The organism is Pseudoalteromonas sp. R86517 (genome assembly GCF_042466295.1).
GTDB lineage: Bacteria > Pseudomonadota > Gammaproteobacteria > Enterobacterales > Alteromonadaceae > Pseudoalteromonas > Pseudoalteromonas atlantica.
In genome coordinates, this window is record NZ_JAXHCB010000001.1 from 2,000,840 (window position 1) to 2,023,242 (window position 22,403).

Consider the following 22,403-nt stretch of genomic DNA (forward strand, 5'->3'; position numbering starts at 1 on the left):
AAATTTACACTTTTACTTAAACCTTAAAATACATTATTGAAAAATGCCTAAAAGTTATAGCCTACCCTTACACCATAAGTGCGAGGATTAGCATAATCGGCCGCAGCCACATTACCACCAAAGCGGACTGTCCTAAGTAGTATAAGCTCATCTCCTGCGTTTTGAACATACGCACGTACAGACCACTCATTATCTGCCGAATACCATGCAAGGCTAGCATCGTACTTTTGGTAACTTTCTTGAGTACCAAATGAAAAAGGCAAATCGTTGGTTGTATACGAATCCAATAATTGAATACTGGTAGCAGGCACAACGCGGCCTTTATCACCTAAATCAAACTCATAACTGGCCAATAGTGTAATATTGTATTTAGGGCTTAGCTGCACGTCATTACCATCTAGTTGCAGTAAGTTATCTACGCCATTAATGGTCTCTCCACCCTCTTCAAATACATTTGGCGTAACAAAGTCGCCATACGTTGAGTCTGTAAACGCGGCGCGTGCCCCTAGGCGCAATGCATCACTTGCCTGCCAATCAATTTCTAACTCAAGACCTGCAGCATCAATTTCCCCGGCATTACCAAAAAACGACACCGCCGTACCACCCACGTTTTGAAAACGAGTAGAAAGTAGGTCCTCGTACTGGTTGTAATATAAAGAAGCGTTAAATCTTAATGAATTATCAAGCAGCATGCTTTTAAAGCCAAGCTCGTAAGCCGTTACTGTTTGCTCATCGTAGCTATCTTCGCCATTAAAAGCGCCCTGTGCGTTACCCGCTAAAAAGCCCGTAGAAACTGTAGCATAAAGCAGTTGAGAACTTGCTAAATCGTGCTCAAGACCTAGCTTCCACGTTACTTTACTCCAATCATCGTCTGCGTTATCAACCTCAAGTACAGAAAAATCGAGCGTGCTTAAGTTATCTGGGTTTTGGCCGTAAATATCCCACTCACGGCTGTCATTTGTATACCTAATGCCGGCTATACCGCGTGTATCATCATTAAATGTGTAATTACCTTGAAAGTAGGCAGCAGCTGATCTGGTTTCTAACTGAATTTGATTTAACCACGACGCGTACTGAAATTCTTGGGGTTGCGTTGTATCTGGCACATTATCAACCACAGCGCCATAGCTGCCATTTAAAAATGCGTTGTCTAAATCTTCTGAAAGCAAATAAATACCCGCTACCCATTCAAAGTCGCTTTCATACGTTGAGCTAACCTGCACTTCTAACGAGTTTGTTTTTGATTCAATCGCATTCCCATCAACCGTGGTTGCATAAGTCGAAAAATCACCATCAGTAAGGCGCGTTTCTTCGTAATCCATTGAGGCTGCAATCACTTTCAAATCTACCGACTCTAATGACCAGTTAAGCTCTGCACTAATGCTTACATCACTTACATCACGCGATGGTTTATAGTCAAACTGCTGAGTAAATGGGTCTGACGATACCGCCTGTGCTGTATCAAGCCCAGGTGTTGCAGCGTTATCTAAACCTGCGCCAAAGCGGCCACAATTACTGCCACACACATCGTCACGACCAATTCGCTCAGTTAATGGTGCCGACAAACTTGTTTTACCCGTTGCAGGATTTATAGGAACGCCTAAAATATGGTACCCAAAAGCACCGCCGCCATTTGATTCATCCTGCCACGTTTCTACTTTTACATTTAAATTTATATCGTCGTTAATTTCAGTAAAAACTTGGCCACGTAAAAAATACATATCAGCATCTTTTAAGCCTGCATCTTCATTAAATGTATTTTCAACGTAGGGATCTCTTATTTCTCGAACGCCAGTAAATCGCACCGCGGTATCATCAGTAAGCGCTGCATTAAAAAAGCCCTCACCACGTAAATGACCATAATTACCAAATGTAACGGCCATACCGCCTTCGGTAATATCTAGCTCTGGTTTTTTAGCTATAACATCAATCGCACCACCAAATGAGTTACGACCAAACAATGTACCTTGTGGCCCGCGTAATACTTCAACACGCTCTAAATCAACAAACCCAGCAAGCGCCTGCCCGTGACGAGGACGATAAACACCGTTAGAATAAAACGCGATGGCAACATCGTTAGCCTCTACTTGCTCTGTTCTAGCACCGCGCATAGCTGGGCGAGCATCACTGCCCGACACACCCGACTTTAACCCTGGCGCTAAGCTATCAAGGTTTAAGATATCAGTAACGCCATTTTCTAGTAAATCTTTAGCAGATACAGCGGTCACAGCCAACGGCACTGATTGAATACTTTTAACACGCTTAGTAGAGGTAACCGAAATAACCTCCAACTCTTTGTTAGGGTTTAACTTTGCCTCTTGCGAGTATACCGAGGCTGAGCCCAATATCGCCGTGTTTACTGCAGCAAAAATAAGTGTTTTACGTAAAATATGTGCGGCCATGAGATTAATTCTCCACCTGTTGATATAAGTTATTTTATTAAGCATTTAAGGGCTAAATAACCCGCAACCGAATTTTAAGTATTTATAATGATTAAAAGCGCGATTTAAATGCCTATTTTTTCGACTTATAAAAACTATCGCTTTTTGCATTCGAATGCAATAAAGATTATGTAAAAGTTTTACATGTTCATAACACTAAAAACGAAGCAGCGTATTTAAACAAAAATAAATCCTTTAAAATTATAAAGTTATTTTACAAGTTTATTCTTTAAAGCACTGGTTTGATCTGTTTAATTTAACAATAACAACCAAAGAAAGAAGTATGGTAGAGAAAATACAGATTAAAGGACTTCGAAGTCCATGGAGGGGTAATCACATTTAAAGTAGGCACCTAACCGACTAATAATTAAATGCCCACTGTCACTAAAAGTTAAAGCGTATGGCTGAAATATAATCACATGTAGAATAACAACAGCTAATAACTATTCTCATAATTAGTTTTGTGTCTTTTTGCTTAAGTTTTCAATCAAGTCTTGTGCGCTATAGCTGTTGTCGCTGGGTTTAATGCCTTTGCCCATTTTAATATCAATCAAGGTGTGCACTTCTTTGCGTTTATCAGTATTGCCCACTTGTACGCCTACACCATTGCTCGGGCGTACGCGTGTTTCGCAGGTTAATAAACCGCAGTTTCGCTCATATTGCTGGCTGTGTGATGCACTAATAGATGACGCGGGCGCTTGTGATTTAGACTCAACAAAGGTTTCTTTATTTGTTACAACAAACCAGTCGTAGCCTTGCTCTTGGGTAAGTTCAGCCGCGCGTAACAATGCATAGTCACCGGCATCGGCTACGTTGTTTGACACACTTTTAAACTCGACGCGGTATTGATCGTCACTAATTTTTTGCTCGCTATAACCTTGTGAGCCATTATTAGCTGGACGGTAGTCTGGTTTAGATGCGCAACCCGCCATAAGTAAAATACTGATAATTAAAATAGATGTTTTCATTATTCACCTCGTTTTATAAAAACTATTATTGGTTTAACTGCCACTTTGCACTAATTGCTTGCTGCTCTTGCGCTCTATCTAGTGGTGCGCCGCTGATCATGCTATCTATAACAGCATCTAACTCACTGTTATTAGACGCCGTTTGATATTGCGCGCCATTATCACTTTGCTGCGCGGCTGTTTGCGCTTTAATTTGCCAACCGCTTTGCGCTTTACAAGCAATGCTTGTTTGCGTGGTATTGTTTGAGCTTAGCGCATACTGCCTACAAAGCTCACCTTGCTGATTTTTAAAGCTAAGCTGCGCGCTAAATACTGAGCCATCACTTTGCTTATACTCACCACTACTTAGCTGTGTATCAAGGGCAGAGGCTATGTTACTGGCTACTAAATTTTGCGACTCATTGGGTTGTAAATAACTAGTCATTACAATACCAAATACCACGGCAACGCTTGCAGCTATTGCTAAGCTTTTATTAGCCGACTGCTTAACCCTTTGCCAAGGCGTTAACGTTACTACATTGCTATTTAACGTGTTTTTTGTCGTTGCTGTATCAAGCTTTGCCACCGTTTTAGCTAATGAGTCACTAAGGGGTGCGTCATCAATACTTGTTGCGTGCTCTTTTACTCGCATGTCTACTTCGCTTAGCTCTGCAAGTCGCATTACTAGTTCATCATCGGTTTCAAGGGCTTTGCGCACTTGCTCCATTTCGTGCTCGCTTAGCTCTGAGTCTAAAAAGGCGCTAAGTGTTTCGTCGTTAATGTTCATACTTGCTCCTTTTTAAAGTCGGGTTTTATTAAGTTATAAAGTGTACTGCGTGCTCGCGATAATTTACTCATTACACTGCCTATAGGTATATCGAGTGTATGTGCTACTTCTTTATAGGCCATGCCCTGCACTGCCACCAACGATACTATGGCACGTTGCTCTTCGGGTAATTGCCCAAGTGCTGTATTTACATTTTTAAGCATTTGTTTGTTTTCGAGTGTTTGGTGCTCATTACTTGTAATTGGCTCTGGAAAAACATCGGCCTGGGCCGTATTTTGCCTTACCTTGCGTGAGCGGTATTCGTCTATCCACACATTGCGGCAAATTTTAAACGCCCATTTAGCAGGCTCAACGTCATCCGGAATGCCTTTTACTAATAGTTTTTCAATTGTTATTTGCACTACATCGTCTGCATCTGCTTTACTACCCGTTAGCGAATAGGCAAAACGCCTAAGCATGGGCAATAAGGTTTTTAATGTTTCGTTCATTGATTTTTACCCCTTTTATAAAGAAGACGATTCAAAAAAACATTTATTCCCAAATAATCAAAATAATTTGAATAATGAAATATTTCTATGTGTTAAACGTTAACTACAAGCATGATAAATTTAATAGAAGTAACCCACTATGAATATTAAAAACACACGCGTTAAACACATAATAGCCACTTCGCTTTGCATATTTAGCGCAACGAGCTCAGCCAATATAGTGAGAGTCGATCAAGTGCTTGGGCAGCTAAACCCAATAGAGCAGCGTATTGAGCAAACTATAGAGCGCGCACAACGCCTGCCGCTTCCGGTGCCTGTACCACAAGTTTCGATTGATGAACTAAAAGCGCAAATTAGTGAGCCAATTAGCAGCTTACCCAATGTGCTTAACATTAATATAAATAGCCAAAACACCGCATTTGTTGAAGTAGAGCTAGAAAACGGCTTTAGAGCAATAGAGCGCCAATGGTTATTAATGGCAAATAGCCAACAACTTAATACCCTAAAGCAGCAAAATGTAACCATTGTATCGGTAAAAAATTACAACGCACTTAACATGAGCTTAGTACGCTTTAACGCCCCCCAAGGTGTTAATTTTAAAAGTGAGTTATTAAAAGCGCTTAACATAGATGAGTCTGCAATACTTGACCGAAACCACATATACCAAGCGCAAACTGGCGAGCCTACCGCAAAAGTAACACCAAATAACTCTATTGCCCCCTACTGCACACAAAGCGTAAAAATTGGCATGATCGACAGCGCCATTAATACCAAACACAGTGCTTTTGAAGGTGCAAATATCACTACGCAAAGCTTTTTACCACAAGGGTTAAGCTCGCCAAATTTACACGGCACCGCCATTGCAGGGCTAATTACAGGTAAAGGCGCAAAACTTAACCCGCTTTTAGGCAGTGCCATGCTTTACAGTGCCGAGGTGTTTTATAGGCAATCTGAATATGCTCAAGGGGCTACATTATTTGCCATAGTAGAAGCACTTAACTGGCTAGTCAGTAATAAAATACCCGTAATAAATATGAGCCTAACAGGGCCAAATAACGCAGTTTTAGAAGCAAGTATTACTGCAGCAATAAAACAAAACGTGTTAATTGTAGCTGCTGCAGGTAACCAAGGGCCGGCGTCGCAGCCGTTATACCCAGGTGCGTATAAAAGCGTGATAGCGGTAAGTGCTATTGATTCACAAAACCAAATTTATAGATGGTCAAATAAAGGCGATTACATAGACTTTGCAGCTCTTGGTGTAAATGTTGTTACAAGCCAAGGCAGTGGAAAATTTGGTAGGGAGTCGGGTACGTCAATGGCTGCGCCGCATGTAAGCGCGGCATTAAGTTGTTTATTGTTAAAGCATGGTAATAATAAAACCAAAGCTCTTAACGAGCTTACATCGCTTGCCGTCGATTTAGGCGAGCATGGCAAAGACACCACCTTTGGTTATGGTGCCATTTACCCACCTAAAAATGCACTTTAACTGACGCCGATAAAACCGATTGCGTATAGGTATTGCTTCTAAGCTTTGATTGATAATCGCCATATTCAGCCTCGGCTATGAGTGTTACGTGCTCAAATAAAGCTAGGTTATAAAACGCATTAACTACATTTCTGTGCTCATCTCGCGACGGTATTTGCTCAAAAAAATCATCCGTTGTTTGCTCATCGTAATCTTTATTTTGATAACGCCAGCCTGCGCCCACTTTATTCGCTAAATTAAAGGCCGTAAATTTGTGCGTAACTTTAGTAGTAAAACCGTAGCCGTTAAAGTCGTATTGGTTGTCGTCGGCATTTTCTTTATCAGCACTTAGCGCTGCCATTAGCATGGTTTGCCCATTATTTATAAAATGATAAAGCGCTACATCGCCGCCTACGCCGTCGGCATTACGTGCTTTTGCAGTAGCAAAACGTTTAGCTTTGGTTTTTACACTCATACGCAAATACGTATGCGGGTTTAAAAAATGGCCATAGTAGGCGCTGGCTTGATTAAAATGTAAAAATGTATCGCCATCTACATTTGCTTTTGCACCATCGTAACGAACCCCTACCTCATGGCTATTAAAGCTGTAGCTGCCATCTAAACCGTATTGATGCAGGTCTAAATCGTATTGATCAAATTCATCGTAGTCTTGTTGTTCAAACTTATAGCTTGAGGTTAATTTAGCGCTTTTGGTTACTTGCCATTTTGCATTAACACCGGCTGCGGTTTTTATGCCGCTGTCGTTTTGCGACGAAATATCGTCAAGCTCTTGAACAGAGAGCGCCGAGTTACTTAATACCCCAACTTCTGCATCTGCATTTACTTCAAAGCTACTTTTAAAGGGCTTATTTTGCTCAGCTGTTTTAATGTGGTTAGTTTGTGCAAGCACCGCTTGAGCACTAAAAACACACAATGTGGCGGTTATAACTGCTTTCATATTTATTCTCCAACAGGCCGAATAGGTTTCCCCATTCGGCATTTGTGCAAGCACTTGGCGTATTAAAGGCCTAGGTCTAAATCGTTAGTAATGTTGGTTACTACTTCACTTGCGGTGCTAAGTGCTACATCGTTACTAATTTGATCAGTAACCGCTGCACTCACCTGCCCGCTAACACTTTGCTGTACCGTGCTTTGTAAACTACTAACCGTACTGTCTTGCACACTGGCAATTAAAGATTGCTGAACACTGCTTACTACTTCATTACTGGTATTAATTGCATCACCCATTTGCAGTGCAGAACTCACTGAGTTTGCAGCCGTATTAGTAATTGCTAATTGGTTTGTAAGCTCACCGGCATTAGTTGCATTAGTTGCATCAGCTTGTGTAACTGAATCGGTAGCGCTGCCCACATTTGAAAGTAAAGAGGCATCGGCTGGTGTATCGGTAGAGTCTGGCTGAGTGCCTTGCTCAGAGGTAACAGAAAGTAATGACGACTGGCTCACAGCGGTTGTTAAATTACCCGCCGATGAGGTTAACTGCGTTGTTGTATCAAGCGCTGTATTGGCTGTGGTATTGCTTGTGGAATTGCCTGTGGCATTTAAAGACGAGGCCGATGCATTTAATGCATTATTTAAAGATGAGCTGGCAGATGCAACTAATGTATTTGCAGGCTCTGCGGCCTCACTGCTTTCTTGCGCTGGAGTTTGCGTATTATTCGCCGTTGAATCTGTGTTTTGCGAATCATCAGCCGTTACTTGTGTATCGTTAGATACGTTTGACTCGTTGCTACCACTGGCTGTTAAACCATTTTGTGAAAGCGCAATAGATGTAGATGTTTGTTGCTGCGCCGACGTTGACTGAGATAGTTCAATATCAGCGGCATGCACTGCACCTGTAAAAGTACACACACCGCTTAACATCATTACGCTTACAATTTTATTTAATTTAGTCATTGTTTTGTCCTCTAGTTTGTCGGATTGACATAAAGAAGACGATTTACAAAAACACTTTATTCCAAAAATAATTAAAAATTATAATAACGTTACTTAATTATTTAAGTTTCATACTCTTAAATATAAATTACTCGTTTACTGCGTAAGCATTTCGCCGTTTTGGATCAGCAGTAACAGCTCGGCAGTGGCGGTAGCATCGGCCAATGCGCGGTGATGGCTGGTTAAATTTAAATTAAAATGCGCGCTAAGGTTACCAAGCGAATACGACTTTAAGCCTTTAAACGCTCTGCGCGATTCAACCACGGTGCACATTTTTGGCATTTTAAAAAAATGCCCTGCAACCTCGCATTCCTTTTTAATAAAACCGTAATCAAAGTTTACGTTATGGGCTACAAAAATACTGCCTGCAAGTTTATCTAGTAGTGGCTGTGCTATATCGGCAAATACAGGCGCGTTGTAAACCATGCCATCGCTTATGCCGGTCAATTTAGTAATAAAGCTTGGGATATGGCGCTGCGGATTAATAAGAGTCGTCCAGGTATCAATTACTTTACCGTGCTGCACTTTAACAATGCCAATTTCGGTAATGCGGTTACCGCCTTTTAAGCCACCCGTGGTTTCTATATCAACCACGCTGTAAATACGGTTAGGGTCTACAAACCACCTAACTGCAGCAATATGTACTGTAAAGCCTACATTTTTTAAATTATCAATAGTGGTAAGTTGGTTGCGCCTAAGCTTATCGCCTGGGGCTTTTACCTCTTCAAAATGTACTTGACTATTATTAATAACCATTAAGTCGGGGTAGCCGTCTTTTAGCTGTAAATAGTGTTTGCTCATAGCCGTTAAGTGCGCAATTAACGCTTCAAGCGGGCTGTTTAAAATAAGTGCCTCTAGTGGCTCTAATAAATTGCTGCGCCATCTAAATAAACCATTGGGCTGCTCAAAATACTGCGCGGCATGTTTACATACCAAATTAAGCAGCGCCTGATTAGTGCTACAGCTTTTTAAACGTGCGTCAATTTGCGTGCTTTGCGCTTCATAAAAATTACCAAGCTGTAAAACTTGCGGGTAAATATCAAATTCATTACATGGCGGGTATGGCGATTCAATAAATAACTCGTGCCAAAATACCAAGCCAAACAAGCTTAGCCATAAGGTATTTTCGGTATTAAAAACCGTTAACCCTTTTGCACTGTAATGCTCATTTACGCCTTGCTCTACATCGCCTCGGTAAATTTCGTCAATTTCAAGCACACATTGGGTGTCGGCCAGCATAGTGCTTAAGCGCGAACGCGTTTGTTTATTAAACTTTCGCATCAAAAAGTCATCAGCAAAGTACAGTAAATCGTCGGTGAGTGGGTTTTCTATAATTTGCTCTAGCTGCGCTTTTACCCACTCTTTATTACCTAGGCGGTATTGCTCTCTTATTTGAATTTCTTGTGCTTCGGCGTAATCGGTGCAGCCTTCAAGTAAGCTAAAAGCAATTTCGCTATCGGTATTTTTAAGTTGTTTGTACAGCCTAACCAGCAGTTTGTTTTTAATGTCGTGCGCTTGTGCGCCATGCGCCGGTTGCGCCAATACTAAATGCGCAAGCTCGGTGTAAGGGGTTTTGTCATCAAAGGTTTCATCTTTTGTATTACCGGCTGTTTTGCCGATGTTTTTAAACGCTAAACGGTAACGATTTAAAACGTAATTAGATTGCGCCTCAGCGAGTGTATTAAAGCGTGACAAGCTCTCGCTGTGCCCTTCGCGGGTAGCGGTTAACCCTAAATCGCGCATAACAAAGCGGTTTTGATGGTTTACATCGCCACTACTTAAGCGCCCTGCAAATAAAAACTCAAAATACTCGTAATAATCTTCACGGTTATTTATCACATATTGGCTATATAAAGGGGCTAAATCATCTGCGCGATCACTAAAAAAATGACACGCAATAGTGACCAACTCCCCTTTAGCTGCGCTTTTCTTAAAGTTTAATTGCTCACTGTAATTACTGAGTAACTCCACCAACATGGGCTTGGTTAAATGCGCAATAAGCTGCTTGTAATGCTGTGCGTTTGGCTCATATAAAATACCCGCTGTTTTTAGCGTATAAATAGCCTGATGCGGCGAAGTTATTTCTTCATAATTAAGCGATTGCGCCTGCACTAAATAAGGCTTGCGCGAATACACACGCGCCAACATGCATTGGCTTTGCTCATCTAGCTGGTTAATTTTACTAATAAATTCACTATGTTTAGGCTCAAGTAAGTGCATACATTTACTTGTTACAAACTCAATAAGCTCTCTAAAATGCGCTAAATAGTATTTTGCTGGTAATTCTTTTTTCATAACATCGCCAAGACTGTATATAAAAACAGTATCTAGCATTTGTGCTTTTTATTCAATCTTAAACTTGTAACTAAAACACGCTATAGTGAGCGTATAAAAGTAAATTTATTAAAAATAAAGGACTTACCATGAGCGCGCACCCATACGATGTTTTATCACTCAATAACGGCGCAAATATTATTTTTACGCCTTGCCCTGGTACAAAAACGCAAAACCTAGCGGATTCAATCGCTACATTAAAAGCCGCTGGCACTCACATGCTGTTATCGCTTATGCCGCAAAAGGAGCTTGAAAAAAACAACGTACAAACAATTAATAATGAGTGCAAAAAGCACGATATAACCTGGTTTCATTTACCAATAAATGACGACGAAGCACCCAAACAGCCTTTTACATCAAGCTGGAACACCCACAAAACAGATATACTACAAGCCATACAGCAAAAACAAACCATTGCCATACATTGCAAAGGCGGCACTGGCCGCACAGGGTTGGTTGCTGCGCTTATTTTAAATTCGGCAGGTTACACAAAAGAAGAGGTATATAGCTTAGTACAAGGTATTCGCCCTAAAGCACTCACTATAGAATTGCAAAAAGAATACTTTAATAACTTTGAGGTGTGAGGGAGAAACGGGGGAATATGTTAACGCTCATTCTTAGTTACCCTTGGTAAGCTTAGCCACTTATTAGCGGTAACTAATCGTAATTATGTAAACCATAAAACCACCAAATAGGAATGAGCCAAAACCTGCAGGCCTAAATGTACTTTTAAATTTTTGAGCAAACCACACAGCAATTAAGAACACCTCGCTCTCCTAAAAACTAATGCCTGCATAAGGCAATACAGTCGGACTTGACTAAAGTTAGCTAAAGAGTAGTGAAACCAAGTACTTTACGCCTCTTAATACTGTTGCTATTAGACTCGCAAGCTCATGTAGTAGAAACGATCATCTTTTCTATCGACTGCAAATCCAATACGGCTATATAACTTAAATGCTGGGCTACGCTGAAATACTTTGAGGTCTATGAATTTGACGCTGTGTTGTCGAGCTATATCAACTACTTTAGCAATAACGTGAGCACCATAACCTTTGTTTTGATAAGTAGCTGCAATCTGAATATCGCGAAGTTGACAACGCCCTTCATCAAACGATAAGCGCACGACACCTATGTGTTGCTCCTTACACAAAATATCAAAATTTTTAAGGTTTTTGGTAGCTTGATAAACGTCTTCTACATCCCAATCTACCGCATACATTTCGTAATAGGGTTTCATATTGTTAAACGTAAACTGTGCGGCAGTCTTTAGGTCTTCAGTAGCAACAATCTCTAGCATCCATCGAGTCTCCTAAAAGAATTAATACTCTATAAACTAAGTAACTACTTTAATTTATTATGTTCACGTTGAATTATACTTAACCCCAAAGTAACGAATTCGAGTTTGTAAATACTAGTGGCTTTTTTTCTGAACCTCTGACAACGTAAATTTGTTCACTTTCTATAATATTTTGAATCTCGGGAAAATCGATTACAGGTCTCCAAGACCCCTTTCCTACAACAGATAAAGGCTCGTCATTGCCAACGAATGACTCTTTGACTCGTTTGCCAAACTTGTCGTAGACGTTACAAACTCTCACCCCGTCGCGTTCGAGCATAGCTTTTATGTTTAGCCAATAATTCTCGAATTCTGAAGTATCTAATAGTTGTTCACTATGCGTATCAATATTTGTCTTAACTAGAGCCTCAGATGAAGCTGTTAGGATTAAAACGGGCTGTAAGTTAACTTCCAAAATAAAATCGCTGGAGCCTACTTCTGACTTTAGCTCAGACCAGTCAGAATCCTTCTTTATTATATCGCCTTCTCCATATCTGTTAACTTCAAAAACAGTTGTTTTAAAGTAACAACACTTTGAACCTAATATAGGTGTATTTAATGATGCTATTAACTTTGTACGGCCAGAAATATGAACATCATCAGAGTCAGTAAGAGCAGAATACTTAGTCTTTGGTTTATTGAAACGCTTCTTCAACTTTCTTTCATGAGAAATGAAACGGAGTAAGATTAAATAGGCTACAAATGCCCCTAATATGTACAACAATATCTCCATAACCACCTAGTGAATATAACTTTTAAATAAGGGGGAACACGTACAAATTTATGATGGATGTCTATTTTATTCCATGCTCCAAACTCTTTATTAAAAAAAGCACCATTAACCTTAGTATCTAAAGTCTTGCCATATCCAACTTCTTAATGGAACTTATTTCGCAACGAGTAATAAACCAAAGACCACGAATAAATTTTCACATAAAATGAGGCACATAGCGCCCGCAATAAGATGTTATCCTCTGAACCAACAAAGCGCACCAAACTACATGCTAAAGCCGCTGAGTGGAACGCATCACCTAGATTGCTTTGTTATAACTCTTCCGCCATCTTACCAATTACATCCAAACATACACCGAATAAATCTTGTGCGGTATCAATATTATAAGTAGCTTCCGGATGCTGAGTTGGATTTCGGTAGTTAGCTCGAATCATATCAAGTGAATCCAATAAATTTTTAGGTGGCTTATTATTTTTCTTTGCTTTTAGCTGTTCAAGCATATTAGCCCACATTGGCTTTGGTAGTCTTTTTTGTCTTCTATGATAAAAATAATAATTTTTTAGAACATCTTCAGTTGCTCGTAAAATATGAAATGCAGAAGCAGTTGCCTCGCCAAATAAAATACAACGTGACGATGACGATATGTCTTGTTTTGCTAACTCACTTAATTTTTCAAAGTGACCATTTTTAAACAACTTATCTGGTTTATTTAAAAGAAACTCAGTATTATAGCGCCTAGAAGGAATCGTGTAGGTTTTTTTAGTACTCGATTCAGCGAATACTACTTTTTCTAAGCCAGAAAACTCGTTAATTATTTTCTCGATAGTATCTGTATCAATTTTTTCATTAGGTGTCTCGTTTTCTCTTTCATAGATATGTTCAATTAAGTCAAGAAATGAAGCGGACTGTGTCATAGCTATACTTACTTCTAAGTTAACTTCCGTTAATATACGTTCAAGATCTTTTATACCCCTCGAAACGAATTCAAATGTATGATCTCTTGCCTGCATGGCTCTAATTATTATTCCAATTAATATATAATCGTAGCTACTTCTATCTTGCACTTGGAATGCCTTATTTTGATTATTAAAGAGTTATAACAACTTACTCTGCAACAATTATCGCTTTATAAACGACAGATGTCCCTATTTTATAATGCATTCACTTTAACCACCAAATAACCACCTGTAAACAATTACCTAACTTCAGAACAGGCTACGCAATTGCAAAAAACACCAAAATGGGTGAGAACAGTAATATTGATTCAACAGCTACTTCCCATATAAAGCACATTGTTTATTGAGATTCAGTCTGCGCTATTCAAAAACGGTACTTAAGTTAAAAGTACTTAATCTAACGCCTTTAGACTAATTCCTCTAAGCTAAAACCTTTAAAATACAGCTCAATTTAAACCCACTAAATCGTTATATCTGCACAAATGTATTCAGCCATAACGCTTTACGATATTATGCTCCTTTAAATTTAAATTAACTTTCAGGGCATATAATGACAACGCACACACCGCCTTCCCACTCAGCCAACACAGCTGAAAACACCTCTCTTTTTTACGTAATTTTTATCTCTGCAGTGGCTGCTATTGGTGGCTTTTTATTTGGTTTTGACTCGGGTGTTATTAACGGCACAGTGTCGGCACTCGGTAATGCTTTTAACTCAAGCAGTGTGGCTACGGGCTTTAACGTATCGTCTGTATTACTTGGGTGTGCCTTAGGTGCACTTGCTGCGGGGCCGCTGGCTGATAAGTTTGGCCGGCGTGCAATTATGATCATCACCGCGATTATTTTTGCCATTAGTGCGTTTGGTTCGGGCATTAGCGAAAGCTCGGCCGAGTTTATTTTTTACCGCTTATTTGGTGGCTTAGGTATTGGTGCTGCATCGGTATTAGCGCCGGCTTATATTGCAGAAGTTGCTCCACCTGCCCTTCGTGGTCGTTTAGCTACATTACAACAACTCGCTATTGTATTGGGTTTATTTGCTGCATTTTTAAGTAACTATTTAATTGCTGATGCAGCAGGTAGTGCGCAAAATATTTTAATGCTTGATATAGCCGCTTGGCGTTGGATGTTTTGGGCTGAGCTTGTGCCTGCAATACTGTTTTTAGTGGGTGTGTTGTTTATTCCTGAGTCGCCTCGTTATTTAGTGGCGCAAGGTAAAGTAGACGATGCAAAAACAGTATTTAGTAAAATTTCGAACGACAACGTTGCTGAGCAAATAAGCGATGTTCAAAGCTCCTTACGCAGCGATAAAAAGCCGAGTATTCGCGATTTATTTATTGATGGCAGTAAAAAAGTACACCCGATTGTATGGGCGGGTGTTGCGCTGAGTGTGTTTCAGCAATTTGTAGGTATTAACGTGGTGTTTTATTACGGCTCTGAGCTTTGGCAAGCTGCTGGGTTTGATGAGTCGCAATCGTTATTTATAAATGTATTAGCGGGTACGACTAATATTGTATCGACCTTTATTGCTATTGCCCTTGTTGACAAAATTGGCCGTAAGCCACTGCTATTAGTAGGCAGTATTGGTATGTTTATCAGCTTAAGCGCGCTTACTTATATATTTGGCAGCGCAGGCCTTGATGAAGCAGGCAAGCTTGTACTTAGCGATAACATGGGTACGTTTGCGCTTATTATGGCTAACTTATTTGTGGTATTTTTTGGTTTAAGTTGGGGCCCCGTTGTGTGGGTGTTATTAGGCGAAATGTTTAATAACCGTATTCGTGGGGCAGCGCTTGCTGTTGCTGCAAGCGCACAGTGGATTGCTAACTTTGCCATTACCATGACCTTCCCTATTATGCTGGCTAACATAGGCCTTGCCGGAGCGTACGGATTTTATGCTTTATCTGCACTTATTAGCATATTTTTTGTGGCCAAATACATTACAGAAACCCGTGGTAAAACACTTGAGTCTATGTAATTAGCCCTGAAAGCGGTGAACCCTTTTCACCGCTTTGTGCTTTTTAGGTAAATGATTGATTCAATAGCAGTATTAAACCATCTAATAATTACTGCGCTAAACAGTGGCTTATCAATCGCGTTCAGTATTCCTTTTTACTATAAGTAATCGATTTAAATTCCTTTTTTGAATATAGAAAATTAGCTATTGTCCGCGTTTTCCCACTACGTATGTCTATCAAAATGAAAAATAAGTTAGTATCTGGTTTGGCCCTAACCCTTACTTTAGGTTCGTTTAACGCATTTGCTACCAATGGATATTTTACTCATGGTTATGGCATGACCCACAAAGGCATGGCGGGTGCGGGTGTTGCGCTATCTGAAGAGTTAATGTCTGGCGCTAATAACCCTGCTACCTTTTTAGCTAATGGCACGCAATTATCTGTGGGCTTGGAGCTTTTTTCGCCTGATCGAAAATACTCAGCATCTGATGTAGATACCTTTTACCCTGACGCATTTTACCTGCAAGCAAAAACCCAAAAAAGTGATAACACTTTATTTGCTATTCCTGAGTTTGCTATTGGCCACCAGCTTAATGACAAAGTAAGTATTGGCTTATTAGTTTACGGTAATGGCGGTATGAACACCGACTACAGCGCCGATTCAGAGCCTGAAGGCACATTTTATGCTGGCACTACGGGTGTTGATTTAAAGCAAATGTTTATTAGCCCAACAATAAGCTACAAACTTAACGAGCAAATACGCCTTGGTGTATCACCAATTTATGCAGTGCAGCAGTTTAAAGCTACAGGCCTTGGAAACTTTGCGCCTTTTTCGCAATCGCCCGAAGCCCTTACAAATAATGGTACCGACACCAGCACAGGCTTAGGTATTCAATTAGGTATTAGCCAAGATATAAACTCGTCATTAAGCTGGGGAGCAAGTTACCGCTCATCAGTATCTATGCAAGAGTTTGATAGCTATAAAGGTTTGTTTGCAGAGCAAGGTGGATTTGATTTACCTAGTTCGCTTCAAATTGGCGCAGCTTATAAAATTACGCCAAACAACCAGCTTGTATTTGATTGGCAAAAAATAAATTACAGTGAAGTAAACAGCATTGCTAACCCGATTGATAATTTAATGTCGGCTCCACTAGGTGCCGATGCAGGCGCAGGTTTTGGTTGGGACGATATGACCATTTATAAACTTGGCTATCAGTGGCAGCGTACAGCAAAACAAAAAATTCGCTTTGGTATTTCGTATACAGAGCAACCTATTCCTTCATCAAACGTTTTACTTAATATTTTAGCGCCAGGTGTGCAAGAATGGCATTTTACTACGGGTTTTAGCCATTCTATTAGTAACACGGTACAATTAAATGCAATGGCTTTTTACTCGCCAGCTAAAAAAGTATCGGGTGCTAACTACTTAGCGCCAAACCAACAAATATCAATTGAAATGGAGCAATCAGGCCTAGGTGTGTCGGTTGTTTGGGGAATATAAAATGGTTACAGAGTTTACGCCAATAGCGGCAGCTATAGGGGGTGCTTTAATAGGAATAGCGTGCGCACTATTACTGGTTTTATACGGAAAAATAGCCGGTATATCAGGCATTGTTAAATCTGTTTTTAATAAGCAAACGGCTGAGTCGCGTTGGAAATTATACTTTATTGTAGGGCTATTATTAGCCGGTATTGCGGTGCGTATATTTGCGCCGTCTTTATTAGAAGGTGAGCTGAGCTTATCGCCTGTGCTTATAGTTGTAGCTGGGCTACTTGTCGGTATGGGCACCTCATTAGCTAATGGCTGTACAAGTGGCCATGGCGTATGTGGTATGTCGCGTTTTTCTACCCGTTCGTGGGTTTCAACATGTACATTTATGGCCGTGGCTATAATAACAGCAAACCTCGTAGGGTAAAAAAATGACAGCAGTAATTCATGTTATTTTAGGATTTATATTTGGTTTAGGGCTTATCATTAGTGGTATGACAAACCCCGACAAAGTACTTAACTTTTTAAATTTTCAAAACCAATGGGATGGCAGTTTAATTATTGTAATGGCTGTAGCTATGGGAATAATGATGCTGGCGTGGTTTTGGGTTGCCAAAAAAGATAGACCACTGCTTGGTGAAACGTTTACTTTAAGTGATGTTAAAAACATTAGCCCTCGGCTAATCACTGGCTCTGTACTGTTTGGTTTAGGCTGGGGATTAAGCGGCATATGCCCAGGCCCTGGCCTTGTGCAACTTACTTCACTTAAAATGGAATTTTGGTTATTTTTTGCAGCCGTACTTGGCGGTATGTGGATAGCTAAAAAAGTATAAATTTAACCTCGGAAGATATACGGCCTTAGTCCTTCATTAAAACTGGCAGGTATTAGCTTGCCAGTCTAACCCTATTTAAATAGCCCCTCTTTCCTTGCCTTGGCTAACTATTCATATAGGTACATAACTTGCTGCTTACTCTTTTAAGTTTATAAAAGAGAGGTAAGTAATGTCTGCTACTACTTTTTACAACCTAACAGAGCAACCTTGGGTAGTTATTGCTATTTGTTTAGTTTCCATAACTATAGCTTTGTTTTGCATCCGCTTTTTTATAATGTACTGGCTTAAAAAGTGGACCTCTCATACTAAATTTATATTCGATAGCTTACTTATCGCCTCTATCTCTAAACCGCTTACCCTTTGCACAATTATTGTGCTACTCACCATTATAGAGCAAGGGTTGTTAATACAAGGCGAGCCGGTTGCGAGCTATATTTCGTTTTCGACCATTAATATTATTTTGGGCTTAGTGGCTATTATTTTATTTTTTGACCGCTTTTTTGTGGGCACCATTAATTACTACAGCAAAGAGTCGGCGGTAATTTTTAATTCGCAAAGTATTATTAAAGGCATTATTAGGGTAAGCGTTTTATCGGTCGGGGCTTTAGTGCTGTTAGGCACCTTGGGTATTTCTATTACGCCTATAATTGCCTCGTTAGGTATTACGTCATTAGCGGTGGCACTTGCCCTGCAGCCCACCCTTGAAAACTTTTTTTCGGGCGTACAACTTGTTATAGATAAACCCATACGGGTGGGGGATTTTATTGAGCTTGAGTCAAAGGAGCAAGGCTTTGTAGAGAAAATTGGTTGGCGCTCTACGTGGGTTAAAATGCTGCCAAATAATATGATTATTATTCCTAATAGTCAGCTTTCTAAATCGCATATTAGTAGGGCGTGTTGATCTTTGATGTTTGAATTTGCAGCAGCGTGTTTGGTTTTTAGGCAAGGCAGAGCCTATGAAGTGTGGTTATTCCCCATAAATAGGCGATAACGCAGCATAAATGCCAAACATGCGCTGCCCTTAGGGTTCTGCCTAGGGGCGATAAACTATTTGTTGCCTACATGGATGTAGGTAAGGGGCGTGAGCAGGACGCGGAAGCTTTGCTCGGTTTTTACTTAGCCCACTAGGTTACAAACCTCGCGCCGCGATTTAATCGCCCCTAGATTGAACAAATTTCAATCCGCAAAGTTCAACACGCCCTAATTACTTTTACCCCGAAAAAGAACTGAGTGTACCTGTTGATGTAAGCGTTCACTACAGCTCAGACCTAGAATTTGTAGAGCAAGTAACGCTTGAAGTTGCTCGCCAAGTACTAATTGACCATGAGTGGGGGGTTGATGATTACAATACCTTTGTGGTGTATCACACCTTTGATAACTCAAGCATTAACTTTACCGTAATGCTGCGCGCAAAAGAGTACTTTAATCGGTTTTGGGTTAAATCTGCTTTTATTAAAGCGCTACATAAACGCTATAACCAAGAAGGTATTGTGATCCCCTTCCCTATTACAGCTATTAACACAGCGCAAGAAGCCGCTAATTTTAATAGCGATAAAAATTAAGCGCGAGATAGGCTCGCGCTTAAATTGCTTTAAAATTTATAGGTTACTTGGCCTACTATTTCTCGTGGGCTGCCTGGGAAGTGACCGTTACGCTCACTAAAGCCACTTACTGCGTATTCTTTATCAAATATATTATTAATATTTACGCTTAATAACACATCGTCAAAGCGCGTAGTCCAGCTCATATCAAATACAGTAAAGGGTTTAACTTTTTGGCCATCTTGGCTTATTTGCTCGCTTACGTAATTTGCGCCAAATGCTATAGACGAGTCGATGCTATCAAGCGCAAAACGCGACCATAAACCTGCTTGGTGGCGCGGCGCATTAGCAAAGCGAGAGCCATCACCGTAGGTGCTTGAAATAGTATCGCCGGTTACACCTTCAACAACTAGTGTATCGTTGTAGGCGTAGTTAGCTGTTAGCGTCCAGTGCTCGGTTAAATCGCCCACCAGCGTTGTTTCAAATCCGCGGCTTTCTACCTCACCAATATTTAAAAGTGCTGCAATGCCGTCACCCGCGCCCGTGTCGTCTGGGTTACTCATTACTACGTTTTCTTTATTAATTTGGTAAATAGCAAAGGTGCTCATAATTTTGCCATCTAGCCATTGGTTTTTCATACCAATTTCGGTTTGTTTACCGGTTTCTGGGGTTAAGTTGCCCTCGCCTTCTACATCTTCTTGGTCACCCGATGATGCTGGGTTAAAGCTTTCTGAGTAATTTATGTATAACGAGGTATTTTCAACAGGTTGGTATGTAACGGCCACGCGCGGTGTTACATCGTTATCTGAGTAACTGTAACCGGTTTCTTTATTTAGCTCTTTAAAATAGTCGTAACGCAGGCCGGCAATCACGGTCCATTGCTCGTTAATGCTTACAACATCTTGTACGTAAACGCCAAAACGGTCGGTTTCAACACCATCGCGGTTCATGTCGGTAAGGTTATAAGTACTTGGGTCGGTTTCGCCGTAATTTAAATCAAATATGTTTAAGTTAGCCACGCCGTCCGCTTCATAACGGGCGCGTAAGTAATCGTACTCGGTATCAACTATGTGGTAGTCGCCACCAAATAATACTTGGTGTGCTAATTGGCCTTGCTCAAAGCTATAAACAAAGTCAGTGGTTAAACTTGTTTCTTCGTTGGCGCGGTATTGCTTTCGGTATTCGCGTTTAATGGTTTCGTCATCAATGTTTGCTTCACCATCGCCGTTTACATCTACCCAGCTTTGCGACTCATGGTAGGCTTGGTCGCGTTCGTTATCCATGTAACGCAGTGTGCTACTTACAGAAAAATCATCATTAAAGTAATGCTTTAGCTCGGCTTGCAGCACTAACGCTTCCATGTCTTGGTAGTCAAATGCTTCATTTGCGTTGTAACTAGGGTCAACTAAAAAGTTGCCATTATCATCTACCGGTACACCACGTAAACGGTTACCGCCTAAGTCTTGCTTAATGTAATCAATAGTGGTGGTTAGTGTGGTTGAATCGGTTAAATCAAATAATAAACCAGCGGTAAACTCACTGTTTTTTGAATCTGCATTATTACGAAAGCTGTCTTGCTCTTCGTAATAACCACCTACTCTGTATGCCATGGTGTCGGTTAAACCGCCGGTCATATCAAGTGAGGCGCCATGTGTGTTGTAATTGCCAAGCGTTAGTTTTAGCTCTTTACTTTGCGTATAACTTGGCTTTTTAGTCACATAGTTGATCATACCGCCTGGCTCACCACCACCATATAACGCAGAGGCTGGGCCTTTTAATACTTCTACACGCGCAACATTAAATAATTGCGGTACACCAAAGCCCGAGTACGGGTCGCCGCGTACGCCATCGTAAAATACATTGGCATCGTCTCTAAATCCGCGAAAAGTAACGCCCGAATAACTGTACTCACTAACCCCGGCTATTGAGCGGTATAAATCGGTGATATCGCGCGCGGCTTGGTCAATAATAAGCTGCTCGGTTAATACCTGCGCAGATTGCGGTAATTTAATAAGATCTAAATCCGTTTTAGTCCCAATTTTACTTTCGGTTTCTAGGTAAAACTGCTGAGCGCGACCTGTTACTTCTATTGTTTCAATTTCGTTATTTTGCTCGGCAAATGCCACATTAGAAAAAGCAGAAAAAGACGCAGCAATACTAAGCGCCAAGTATTTTTGGTTAAACATGTTGATCCTGAAAAGAGGTGTATAAAACGCCGCGAATGATAACGACTATCATTACTATATGCAATGCAAATAATTTCATATTCATCCTTATTTTTCGAATTAATCGCAACTAAAATAGGTACTTAAAGACTTTTTGCTCACGTTTTATACATATTCCCTTTGCCCAGTGTTGAACCAAATAAAGAACTCAGATAGTGTGTATTTTTCATACGCTTTATAATAGCAATTCGCATTAATACTTAATCATTTTGTGGGGCTAAACGTGTCGCTACTTGCGTTAAAAAATGCTCATTTACGACTGCATGGATGCAGAAGGTAGCGCAATACAGGAGCAATTACCGAGAACGACTAAATAGCGAATTTTTTGCCTAGCTATCAACACGTTTTTCTAGCATCAAAATAAACCACTTAATTAAGCGAATTGGTATCAGCTTTTTTATGAGGAGCAAACCATGTTAAACCGACTATTTTTAGGGGTTATTTTACTCTCGGCCACGGCCATGGCGAGTGCGAATGACAGCTTAGTACGTTTTCAAAGTAATTATTCTGTTCAAGAAACGGCTAACCGTTTTGAAAAAATAGCCAGTAACAAAGGGATAACCATTTTTGCGCGGGTAAATCATCAAAAAAACGCTCAAAATGTTGATATGGAATTGGCCCCAAGTGAAGTGATTATTTTTGGTAATCCAAAGGTAGGCACACCGTTAATGCAGTGTCAGCAAAGTGTGGCGATAGACTTACCGCAAAAAGTACATATATCTCAAGACAACAATGGCCAAGTTTGGCTTACCTACAACAGCCCCACTTATTTGCAAGAACGCCACAATATAAAAGGCTGCGAAGAAGTACTTAATAAAATAGCTGTGGTGCTTAATAAGCTTTCTATGGCAACAGTGGCCAAATAATTAAAGTTATACCAAACCGCAATAATACTTAATTAAGCGAATTGGTATTAATAT

Annotated in this window: 19 protein-coding genes and 1 pseudogene; 9 read left to right on the forward strand and 11 right to left on the reverse strand. The window is 40.4% G+C overall.

The features are described 5' to 3' along the window. Window positions 1-47: 47 nt before the first annotated feature. The 4 genes from SJY38_RS09000 to SJY38_RS09015 form a co-directional block, all read right to left on the reverse strand. Window positions 48-2,402 (reverse strand): TonB-dependent receptor, encoded by a 2,355-nt coding sequence (locus SJY38_RS09000; protein ID WP_377109635.1) that lies wholly within the window; start codon window positions 2,400-2,402, stop codon window positions 48-50. 494 nt (window positions 2,403-2,896) lie between these two features. Beyond that, window positions 2,897-3,409: a hypothetical protein gene (locus SJY38_RS09005; protein WP_377109636.1), complete on the reverse strand. Its 513-nt coding sequence runs from the start codon at window positions 3,407-3,409 to the stop codon at window positions 2,897-2,899. 25 nt (window positions 3,410-3,434) lie between these two features. Then, window positions 3,435-4,175: an anti-sigma factor family protein gene (locus SJY38_RS09010; RefSeq protein WP_377109637.1), complete on the reverse strand. Its 741-nt coding sequence runs from the start codon at window positions 4,173-4,175 to the stop codon at window positions 3,435-3,437. Next, complete coding sequence (locus SJY38_RS09015; protein WP_377109638.1) at window positions 4,172-4,663, reverse strand: RNA polymerase sigma factor; 492 nt, start codon at window positions 4,661-4,663, stop codon at window positions 4,172-4,174. The genes SJY38_RS09010 and SJY38_RS09015 overlap by 4 nt, the downstream gene beginning before the upstream one ends. 139 nt (window positions 4,664-4,802) lie before the next feature. Here SJY38_RS09015 and SJY38_RS09020 point away from each other — a divergent pair, with 139 nt between their 5' ends. After that, window positions 4,803-6,149 (forward strand): S8 family serine peptidase, encoded by a 1,347-nt coding sequence (locus SJY38_RS09020; RefSeq protein ID WP_377109639.1) that lies wholly within the window; start codon window positions 4,803-4,805, stop codon window positions 6,147-6,149. Here the strand turns inward: SJY38_RS09020 and SJY38_RS09025 are convergent. The 3 genes from SJY38_RS09025 to SJY38_RS09035 form a co-directional block, all read right to left on the reverse strand. Then, window positions 6,133-7,086 (reverse strand): hypothetical protein, encoded by a 954-nt coding sequence (locus SJY38_RS09025; RefSeq protein ID WP_377109640.1) that lies wholly within the window; start codon window positions 7,084-7,086, stop codon window positions 6,133-6,135. The genes SJY38_RS09020 and SJY38_RS09025 overlap by 17 nt on opposite strands. 62 nt (window positions 7,087-7,148) lie before the next feature. Next, window positions 7,149-8,042 carry a hypothetical protein gene (locus SJY38_RS09030; RefSeq protein WP_377109641.1) on the reverse strand — a complete coding sequence of 298 codons (894 nt, stop codon included), beginning with the start codon at window positions 8,040-8,042 and terminating at the stop codon, window positions 7,149-7,151. 135 nt (window positions 8,043-8,177) lie between these two features. Next, the gene (locus SJY38_RS09035) at window positions 8,178-10,415 is read right to left on the reverse strand and encodes an exonuclease domain-containing protein (protein WP_377109642.1); all 2,238 of its coding nucleotides are present in this window, start codon (window positions 10,413-10,415) and stop codon (window positions 8,178-8,180) included. Window positions 10,416-10,504: 89 nt separating this feature from the next. Here SJY38_RS09035 and SJY38_RS09040 point away from each other — a divergent pair, with 89 nt between their 5' ends. Next, window positions 10,505-10,999, forward strand: coding sequence for a dual specificity protein phosphatase family protein (locus SJY38_RS09040; RefSeq protein WP_377109643.1), 495 nt, complete (start codon window positions 10,505-10,507; stop codon window positions 10,997-10,999). 293 nt (window positions 11,000-11,292) lie between these two features. On the opposite strand, the gene SJY38_RS09045 is transcribed toward SJY38_RS09040, so the two are convergent. The 3 genes from SJY38_RS09045 to SJY38_RS09055 all read right to left on the reverse strand — a co-directional run bounded on the left by SJY38_RS09045 (window position 11,293) and on the right by SJY38_RS09055 (window position 13,548). Beyond that, entirely contained in the window at window positions 11,293-11,712 is a 420-nt protein-coding gene (locus tag SJY38_RS09045; protein ID WP_248462470.1) for an N-acetyltransferase, read from the reverse strand. 79 nt (window positions 11,713-11,791) lie between these two features. After that, window positions 11,792-12,484, reverse strand: coding sequence for a hypothetical protein (locus SJY38_RS09050; protein WP_273607708.1), 693 nt, complete (start codon window positions 12,482-12,484; stop codon window positions 11,792-11,794). Window positions 12,485-12,795: 311 nt separating this feature from the next. After that, the gene (locus SJY38_RS09055; protein WP_273607707.1) at window positions 12,796-13,548 is read right to left on the reverse strand and encodes a hypothetical protein; all 753 of its coding nucleotides are present in this window, start codon (window positions 13,546-13,548) and stop codon (window positions 12,796-12,798) included. Between the two features lie 442 nt (window positions 13,549-13,990). On the opposite strand from SJY38_RS09055, the gene SJY38_RS09060 reads away from it, so the two are divergent. The 6 genes and pseudogenes from SJY38_RS09060 to SJY38_RS09085 form a co-directional block, all read left to right on the forward strand. Further along, window positions 13,991-15,415, forward strand: coding sequence for a sugar porter family MFS transporter (locus SJY38_RS09060; RefSeq protein WP_377109644.1), 1,425 nt, complete (start codon window positions 13,991-13,993; stop codon window positions 15,413-15,415). 221 nt (window positions 15,416-15,636) lie between these two features. Further along, window positions 15,637-16,896 (forward strand): OmpP1/FadL family transporter, encoded by a 1,260-nt coding sequence (locus SJY38_RS09065; RefSeq protein ID WP_286744515.1) that lies wholly within the window; start codon window positions 15,637-15,639, stop codon window positions 16,894-16,896. Window position 16,897: 1 nt separating this feature from the next. Then, complete coding sequence (locus SJY38_RS09070; RefSeq protein WP_054982225.1) at window positions 16,898-17,311, forward strand: YeeE/YedE family protein; 414 nt, start codon at window positions 16,898-16,900, stop codon at window positions 17,309-17,311. Between the two features lie 4 nt (window positions 17,312-17,315). Then, complete coding sequence (locus tag SJY38_RS09075) at window positions 17,316-17,717, forward strand: DUF6691 family protein (RefSeq protein WP_286744510.1); 402 nt, start codon at window positions 17,316-17,318, stop codon at window positions 17,715-17,717. A gap of 169 nt (window positions 17,718-17,886) precedes the next feature. Then, entirely contained in the window at window positions 17,887-18,618 is a 732-nt protein-coding gene (locus SJY38_RS09080; RefSeq protein ID WP_286744508.1) for a mechanosensitive ion channel family protein, read from the forward strand. Between the two features lie 301 nt (window positions 18,619-18,919). After that, window positions 18,920-19,279, forward strand: a pseudogene (locus tag SJY38_RS09085) (mechanosensitive ion channel family protein); the annotation flags it as partial. A gap of 29 nt (window positions 19,280-19,308) precedes the next feature. On the opposite strand, the gene SJY38_RS09090 reads toward SJY38_RS09085, so the two are convergent. Next, window positions 19,309-21,444: a TonB-dependent siderophore receptor gene (locus SJY38_RS09090; protein WP_286740591.1), complete on the reverse strand. Its 2,136-nt coding sequence runs from the start codon at window positions 21,442-21,444 to the stop codon at window positions 19,309-19,311. 452 nt (window positions 21,445-21,896) lie between these two features. Between SJY38_RS09090 and SJY38_RS09095 the strand changes: the two genes are divergently transcribed. Next, the gene (locus SJY38_RS09095; protein WP_377109645.1) at window positions 21,897-22,349 is read left to right on the forward strand and encodes a DUF302 domain-containing protein; all 453 of its coding nucleotides are present in this window, start codon (window positions 21,897-21,899) and stop codon (window positions 22,347-22,349) included. Window positions 22,350-22,403 lie beyond the last annotated feature (54 nt).